This is a genomic window from Streptomyces sp. URMC 126 (assembly GCF_051386555.1).
Taxonomy (GTDB): Bacteria; Actinomycetota; Actinomycetes; order Streptomycetales; family Streptomycetaceae; genus Streptomyces.
In genome coordinates, this window is sequence record NZ_JBPQTX010000317.1 from 1 (window position 1) to 7,895 (window position 7,895).

Sequence of the window (7,895 nt, forward strand, 5' to 3'; positions counted from 1 at the left end):
CCCTGTCAGGGGCGCCCCGGAGAGCGTTCCGGAGGCGCTCCGGCGCCCGCGCGCAGCCCTTACAGCAGCGCCTCCGACGCGTACCGCAGCACCAGCTGCGGCGCGCCCGAGAGCACGAGGCCGGCCGCCGCGGCCAGGCCGATCGCCACTCCCAGGGAGACGGGCATGCGGGCCTTCAGCACGTCCGCACTCACGCCCGTCACGGTGCTCACGCCCGTCCCGGTGCCGGCGCCCGTCCCGGCGTCCGCACCCGTCACTGGGCCGGCGCCCGTCCCGGTATTCGCGCCCGTCGCGGCAGGCGCTCCCGCCTCGGCCGTCGTCTCCCCCTCCGCCGCCGGGCGGAAGAGGAAGGCCGTCCACTGGAGGTAGTAGTACAGGGCGATGACGACGTTGACGGCCATGATCGCCGCCAGCCAGCCCAGTCCCGCGTCGACCGCCGCCGAGAAGACGGTGACCTTGGCGAACAGCCCGATGACGCCCGGCGGCAGCCCCGCCAGGCAGAGCAGGAAGAAGGCCAGGGCGAGCGCCGCGAACGGGCTCCGGGCGTACAGGCCGCGGTAGTCGTCAACCCGGTGGTGCGTCGCGGTGCGGCCGACGAGGACGGCGACCGCGAACGCGCCGAGGTTCACGGCCGCGTACATCAGGGCGTAGGCGACGGTGGCCCCGACGGCGTACCCCGGGTCGCTCCCGTACCCGGCGGCGGCCAGCGGTACCAGCAGGTAGCCCGCCTGCCCGACCGAGGACCACGCGAGCAGTCGTACGGCACTGAGCCGCCGGTCCGGGCGCTGGCGCAGGGCGGCGACGTTGCCCACCGTCATGGTGAGGGCGGCGAGCACCGCCAGGGCCGGCCCCCAGACGTCGGAGTACGACGGGAACGCGACGACCGTCACGAGCGCGATACCGGTGAACCCGACGGCCTTGCCGACGACGGAGAGGTAGCCGGCGACGGGCAGCGGCGCGCCGGCGTACGCGTCCGGCACCCAGAAGTGGAAGGGGACCGCGGCCGTCTTGAACGCGAACCCGACGAGGGTCAGCACCACGCCGGTGCGGGCCAGGACGGCCAGCCGCGGGTCGACGTCGGTGAGGCTGTGGGCGACGTCGGTGAGGTGCAGCGTGCCGGTGGCCGCGTAGACGAAGCTGACGCCGAGCAGCGTGACCGCGGTGGCGGTGACCGAGGAGAGGAAGAACTTCAGCGCCGCTTCCGAGGAGCGCCGGTCACCGCGGCGCAGGCCGACGAGGGCGAACGCGGGCAGCGAGGCGACCTCCAGGGCGACGACGAGGGTGGCGAGGTCGCGCGAGGCGGGCAGCAGGGCGGCGCCGGCGGCGGAGGAGAGCAGCAGGAACCAGTACTCGCCGGCGGGCAGTTCCTGTTCGCGCACGGTGGCGGCGGAGAGCAGGGCGGTCAGCAGCGCGCCGCCGAGCACCAGCAGCTGGATGACGAGCGTGAAGCGGTCGGCCTCGTAACTACAGGTGTGGCTGCCGCCGGTGAGGCAGAAGGTGCTGCGGTTGTCGCCGTGCAGCGGGATGAGTGCCAGCCCGGCCAGCAGCAGGCCGCCGACGGTGATGCCGCCGAGGATGTGCTTCCGCTCGGCGGGCAGGAAGAGGTCGGCGACGAGGACGGCGAGCGCGGCCACGGCGGCGATCAGGGGCGGCGCGACCGCCAGCCAGTCGACGGACTGGACGAGGGAGCCGGCCGCGGGGTCGGCGGAGTCGGCGAGGAGCACCATCAGTTGCCTCCTCCGAGGAGCTGCTGGACGGCCGGATCGGTGAGGCCCACGAGGGCCGCGGGCCAGAGCCCGGCGAGGACGGTGAGGACGACGAGCGGCGTCCAGGCGGCGAACTCGTACGGGCGGACGTCCGCGAGCGCCGGGCCGGCCTCCGTCGCCACCGGCTGCTGCCCGCCGTTGCCGCCCATGCAGACGCGGCGGACGACGACCAGCAGGTAGGCGGCGGTCAGCAGGGTGCCGAGGCCGGCCAGGGCCATGAAGGTGAGGTACGCGGGGCGGCTGAGGCCGTCGGCGGGCCGGAAGGAGGCGAACATCGCGAGCATCTCGCCCCAGAATCCGGCCAGTCCGGGCAGTCCGAGGGAGGCGACGGCGCCGAAGGCGAGCAGGCCGCCGAGGCGTGGCGCCCGGCCGTAGAGCGCCGCGCCGGTGGGCCCGGAGAGGCGATCGAGGTCGGTGGTGCCGTAGCGGTCCTTGATGCCGCCGACGAGGAAGAAGAGGAGGCCGGTGATGAGGCCGTGAGCGACGTTGGCGAAGAGGGCCGCGTTCACGCCGGTGGGCGTGAGGGTGGAGATACCCAGGAGCACGAAGCCCATGTGGCCGACGGAGCTGTAGGCGATCAGCCGCTTCAGGTCGCCGCCGGATCCCCGGCGGGCCAGCGCGAGGCAGACCAGCGAGCCGTAGACGATGCCGACGGCGGCGAACGCGGCGAGGTACGGCGCGAACGTGTGGGCGCCGTCGGGGGCCATGGGAAGCACGATGCGGACGAGGCCGTAGGTGCCCATCTTCAGCAGGACGCCCGCGAGGAGCACCGAGCCGACGGTCGGCGCGGCGGTGTGCGCGTCGGGCAGCCAGCTGTGCAGCGGGAACATCGGCGCCTTCACGGCGAGCCCCGCGCCGATCGCCAACACCGCGATGACCTGCGTGGAATGGCTCAGACCCGACCCGTTGTCAGTGGCGAGTGCCACCATGTCGAAGGTGCCGCCCTTGATGCCGACGAGGAGGAGACCGAGCAGCATGACCACGGACCCGAGCAGGGTGTAGAGGACGAAGCGCCAGGCGCCGCGCTCCCGTCCCTCGCCACCCCAGCGGGCGATGAGGAAGTACATCGGGACGAGCACCGTCTCGAACGCGAGGAAGAACAGCACGAGGTCGAGGACGGCGAACGAGGCGAGGGTGCCGGCCTCCAGGAGCAGCAGCAGCGCGACGAAGGCTTTGGCGGACGGGCCATCGGGCCTTCGGAAGTAGCTGTACAGCGCGCAGAGGAAGGTGAGGAGCGAGGTCAGGACGAGGAGGGGGAGCGAGACGCCGTCCACGCCGAGGTGGAACCGGATGCCGAGGGCCGGGATCCAGCTCACGTCGGTGGTGGCCTGCATGGCGGCCGGGTCGTCGCGGTCGAAGCCCGCGGCCAGGGCGACGGTGAGCGCGAGCACGGCGCCTGTGACGGTGACGCCGTGCCGCAGGACGGCCTGTTCGGGGCTCCGCCCCTTCAGGCCGGGCGGGGCCGGCAGCAGGGCGGCGACGGCTCCGACGAGGGGCAGGCCGACGATCGCGAGGAGGAGGATCTGGAGAACGGAATGGCTCACGGTCAGGCTCCGGAGGCGACGAGGACGGCGGCGACGGCCAGGACGACGGAGCCCGCGAACAGGACGCTCAGGTAGGTCTGGGTGTTGCCGGTCTGGGCCCGGCGGACGGCGGCGCCCAGCAGGCCGGGGGCGGACGCCGCGCCGCGCACGTAGGTCTCGACGACCTCGCGGTCGAGGAAGCGGGCGAGGCGGGCGGCACCGCGCGCCGGGCGGACGGCCACCGCGTGGACGACGGCGTCCAGGTGGAAGCCGGCGGCGGCGTGCCGGTGCAGCGGGCCGAGGAGGAGCCGGCCGGGGTCGGCGGGGTCCCGGGCGCCGGCGACGCTGCCGTACGCGGCCTCGTGGGTGGCGATGGCCTCCTCCTCGGAGACGGCCGGGGCCTCCTCCGGGTCGGCGGCCACCGCGCCGAGGGGGGTACGGGCGGCGAGCGCGGCGGTGCGGCGCCAGGCCGCGGTGACGACGAGCACGCCGGCGAGCGCGCAGCCGGTGGAGAGGAGGGAGGTGGTGAGCGTGGGCGTCAGGGAGCCGCCGTCGAACCAGTCGGGGAGCTTCCAGGCGGCGAGACCGAGCGCCACGGTGGGGACGAACAGCACCCACAGGACGGCCGTCATGGCGGCGGGCTGCCGGCCGTGGTCGGCGGCCTCCTGGCCGCTGCCCCGGAAGGCGAGCAGCCACAGGCGGGTGGCGTAGGCGGCGGTGAGCAGGGCGGTGAGCAGGCCGGCGACCAGCACCGTCCAGCCGACCGCGCCCGGAATGCCGTCCGCCTCACCGTGGGCGGCGTGCTCGGCGGCGCCGAGCACGGCCTCCTTGGAGAAGAAGCCGCTGAAGGGCGGGATCGCGGCGAGCGCGAGGAGGGCGACGGTCATCGTCCAGAACGCGTCCGGGACGCGCCGGGCGAGGCCGCCCATGCGGGCCGTGGCGGCCAGCGAGTTGGTGCCGGCGGCGTGGATGACCACGCCCGCCCCGAGGAAGAGGAGGGCCTTGAACGCACCGTGCGAGACGAGGTGGAAGACGGCGGCGCCGCGGTCGCCGACGGCCAGGGCGCCGGTCATGTAGCCGAGCTGGCCGACGGTCGAGTAGGCCAGGACGCGTTTGATGTCGTCCTGCGCGAGCGCGGCGAGGGCCGAGCCGACCATGGTGACCGCCGCCATCACGGCGAGTACCGCGAGGGCCGCGGTGGAGGCGGCGAAGACGGGGAGGAGCCGGGCGACGAGGTAGACACCGGCCGCGACCATCGTCGCGGCGTGGATCAGCGCGGACACCGGCGTGGGGCCGGCCATCGCGTCGGGCAGCCACGTGTGCAGCGGGAACTGGGCGGACTTGCCCGCCACTCCGGCGAGCAGCAGCAACGCCGTGAGCGTGGGGTGGGAGAGGTCCCCGGAGGCGGCGGTGCGCACGATGCCGTCGACGCGGAACGTCCCGGCGTCGTCGGCGAGCGCGAACACGCCGATCAGGAAGGGGACGTCGCCGAGCTTGGTGACCAGGAACGCCTTGAGGGAGGCGGCGCGGGCGGCCTCGGTCTCCCAGTAGTGGCCGACGAGGAAGTACGAGCAGATGCCCATGACCTCCCAGCCGACCAGCAGCACCATCAGGTCGCCCGAGTAGACGACGAGGAGCATCGCGGAGGTGAAGAGGGAGACCAGCGCGGCGTAGGAGGGGTAGCGCGGGTCGTCGCGCAGGTAGGCCGTCGAGTAGAGCTGGACGCAGGTGGCCACGACCCCGACGAGCACGGCGACGAGGACGGCGAAGCCGTCCAGATGCAGGGCCAGGTCGATGGGGACGGAGCCGGTCGGGGTGAGCCGCGTCGACGCGTCGAGCGGCCGGTCGCCGCCCTGCCGCCAGGCGACGACGACGGCGAGTACGGCGGCGACGGCGGTCGGCAGGAGGGCGAGCGGCCGGACGAGTCCGGGCGCGCGGCGGCCGGCCAGGATGCCGCCGAGGGCACCGAGGAACGGCAGCAGCGGGACGAGGGCGGCGGTGGTCGTGGTCGTCACGAGGCGGCCTCGGCCTTCTGCTCGCGGTCGGTGGCGTCCGCGGTTCGGGGATCGGTGGCGTCCTCGCGGAGGTCGCGGAGCCGGTCGAGGTCGGCGGTGCCGCGGTTGCGGTGGACGAGCAGGACGATGGCCAGGCCGATGCCGATCTCGGCGGCGGCGATGGCGATGGTGAACAGGGTGAGCGCCTGCCCGGCGTGCAGCTCGTCGCGCAGCCAGACGTCGAAGGCGACGAGGTTGAGGTTGACCGCGTTGAGCATCAGCTCGACGGACATCAGCACCAGGATGGCGTTGCGCCGGGCGAGGACGCCGTAGAGGCCGGTGCAGAAGAGGAGGGCGGCCAGGACCGCGGGGTAGACGAGGTGCATCAGCCTGCGGCCTCCTTCTTCTTCCCGTTCCGCTTCTCGTTCCGCTTTCCGTCGGCCGTCTCGTCGTCCTTGCCGCGCCGGGACAGCACGATCGCGCCGACGAGCGCGGCGAGCAGGAGGACGGAGAGCGCCTCGAAGGGCAGCACCCAGTAGCGGAAGAGCATCTCGCCGGAGACCTCGGTCGAGCCCTGGACCGGTCCGCGGACGTCGATCCACGTCCTCCGGAAGGCGTCCACGACGACCCAGACCAGCGCGACGCCGGCGGCGCCGGCGACCGCGATCGCCACCGGCCGGTTGCCGGAGTCCGCGTCCGGCGAGCGGCCGATGGGCGCCTTTGTCAGCATCAGCCCGAACAGCAGCAGGACGACCACCGAACCGACGTAGATCAGCACCTGCACCCAGGCCACGAACTCGGCCGTCAGCAGCAGGTACTCCACGGCCAGCCCGCCGAGCGCCACGACCAGCCACAGCGCGGCGTGCACCAGCTGCCGGGTGGTGACGGTCAGCACGGCGGCGCCGAGCGTGACGAGGCCGACGAGGAGGAAGGCGACCTCGACGCCGGTGGGCGAGAGGAAGCCGTGCGTGCCCGAGGCGAGTGCGACGCCGTGGGGGCTCATGCTCCGTCCTCCTTCGCTTCCTGTGCTGCTGCTTCCTGTGCTGCTGCTTCCTGTGCTGCTTGTGCGGCCGCCATCTTCTCGGCCGTCTTGCGGGCCGCCGCGACCTCCTTCGGCTCCTCCGCCGCCGGGTCGAGCGCGGGCGGCTCGGGAACCGTCCACATCCACTCGCGGAGCCGGTCCCGTTCGTGGGTGAGGTCGCGGATGTCCGTCTCGGCGTACTCGAACTCCGGCGACCAGAAGAGGGCGTCGAACGGACACACCTCGATACAGATGCCGCAGTACATGCACAGCGCGAAGTCGATCGCGAACCGGTCGAGGACGTTGCGGCTGCGCTCGCGCCCGCCCGGCGCGGCCGGGGGGACGGTCTCCTTGTGGGAGTCGATGTAGATGCACCAGTCGGGACACTCGCGGGCGCACAGCATGCAGACCGTGCAGTTCTCCTCGAACAGGCCGATCACGCCGCGGGTGCGGGGCGCGAGTTCGGGCTGCGCGTCGGGGTACTGGACCGTCTGCGTACGCCGGGTGAGCGTCCGCAGGGTGACGGCCAGGCCCTTGGCCAGGCCGCTGCCGGGGATGTTCATGAGATCGCCACCTTGACGACGCCGGTCAGCGCGATCTGCGCGAGGGCGAGCGGGATGAGCGCGGTCCAGGCGAGCTTCTGCAGCTGGTCCTCGCGCAGCCGCGGGTAGCTCACCCGCAGCCAGATCACGACGAACGCGAGCACCGCCGTCTTGAGCAGCATCCACACCCAGCCGAGCCCGTCGGCCCCGAAGGGCCCGTGCCAGCCGCCGAGGAACAGCACGGACGTCAGCCCGCAGAGGACGACGATGCCCGCGTACTCGGAGAGCAGGAACATCGCGAACCGCAGACCCGTGTACTCGGTGTACGCGCCGAAGATGATCTCCGAGTCGGCCACCGGCATGTCGAACGGCGGCCGTTGCAGCTCGGCGAGGCCCGCAGTGAAGAACACCAGCCCGCCGACGATCTGCCAGGGCACCCACCACCAGTGGAACGCGTCCAGGATGCCGGGCAGCGAGACCGTGCCCGCCGCCATCGCCACGGAGGCGGCGGCGAGCAGCATCGGCAGCTCGTACGCCATCAGCTGCGCGGCCGTACGGAGGCCGCCGAGCAGCGAGAACTTGTTCGCCGACGCCCAGCCGGCCATGAGCGAGCCGAGCACGCCCACGCCCATCACGGCGAGGACGAAGAAGATGCCCGCGTCGATGTACCAGCCGACCGCCTTGCCGGGGCCGATCGGGATCGCGACGAGGACGAGGAGGTAGGGCAGCAGGGCGACGGCCGGCGCCAGCTGGAAGACCCGCCGGTCGGCCTCGGCCGGGACGATGTCCTCCTTCTGCGCGAACTTCACCCCGTCCGCGACGAGCTGCGCCCAGCCGTGGAACCCGCCCGCGTACATCGGCCCGAGCCGGCCCTGCATATGGGCCATCACCTTGTGCTCCATCTGCCCGACGAGCAGCGGGAAGACGAGGAAGACGCCGAACAGGGCCAGGAGGCGCAGCACCACGTCGAGGGCGTCGCTGCTGCTCATGCTCGGTCGCCTCCGGCGGGGTCGGGGTCGTTCTCGGGGCCGCCCCCGTCGGGGGCGGGG

At 73.2% G+C, this 7,895-nt stretch carries 7 protein-coding genes; all 7 read right to left on the minus strand.

Translation table 11 applies throughout. The features are described 5' to 3' along the window. Window positions 1-59: 59 nt before the first annotated feature. Genes ACSNOK_RS27665 through ACSNOK_RS27695 form a run of 7 tightly spaced genes read right to left on the minus strand, consistent with a single transcriptional unit; the run spans window position 60 to window position 7,835 of the window. Window positions 60-1,727, minus strand: a complete 1,668-nt coding sequence (locus ACSNOK_RS27665) for an NADH-quinone oxidoreductase subunit N (protein WP_436783515.1) — start codon at window positions 1,725-1,727, stop codon at window positions 60-62. Beyond that, window positions 1,727-3,310: a complex I subunit 4 family protein gene (locus ACSNOK_RS27670; protein ID WP_436783516.1), complete on the minus strand. Its 1,584-nt coding sequence runs from the start codon at window positions 3,308-3,310 to the stop codon at window positions 1,727-1,729. Before ACSNOK_RS27670 ends, ACSNOK_RS27665 begins: the two co-directional genes overlap by 1 nt. A 2-nt stretch (window positions 3,311-3,312) precedes the next feature. After that, on the minus strand, window positions 3,313-5,304 hold the full coding sequence (locus ACSNOK_RS27675) for an NADH-quinone oxidoreductase subunit 5 family protein (protein WP_436783517.1): 1,992 nt from the start codon (window positions 5,302-5,304) through the stop codon (window positions 3,313-3,315). After that, the gene (nuoK, locus tag ACSNOK_RS27680; protein ID WP_436783518.1) at window positions 5,301-5,669 is read right to left on the minus strand and encodes an NADH-quinone oxidoreductase subunit NuoK; all 369 of its coding nucleotides are present in this window, start codon (window positions 5,667-5,669) and stop codon (window positions 5,301-5,303) included. The genes ACSNOK_RS27675 and nuoK overlap by 4 nt, the downstream gene beginning before the upstream one ends. Further along, on the minus strand, window positions 5,669-6,286 hold the full coding sequence (locus tag ACSNOK_RS27685) for an NADH-quinone oxidoreductase subunit J family protein (protein ID WP_436783519.1): 618 nt from the start codon (window positions 6,284-6,286) through the stop codon (window positions 5,669-5,671). The genes nuoK and ACSNOK_RS27685 overlap by 1 nt, the downstream gene beginning before the upstream one ends. Then, window positions 6,283-6,867 (minus strand): NuoI/complex I 23 kDa subunit family protein, encoded by a 585-nt coding sequence (locus tag ACSNOK_RS27690; RefSeq protein ID WP_436783520.1) that lies wholly within the window; start codon window positions 6,865-6,867, stop codon window positions 6,283-6,285. The genes ACSNOK_RS27685 and ACSNOK_RS27690 overlap by 4 nt, the downstream gene beginning before the upstream one ends. Then, window positions 6,864-7,835 (minus strand): complex I subunit 1/NuoH family protein, encoded by a 972-nt coding sequence (locus ACSNOK_RS27695; RefSeq protein WP_436783521.1) that lies wholly within the window; start codon window positions 7,833-7,835, stop codon window positions 6,864-6,866. Before ACSNOK_RS27695 ends, ACSNOK_RS27690 begins: the two co-directional genes overlap by 4 nt. Window positions 7,836-7,895 lie beyond the last annotated feature (60 nt).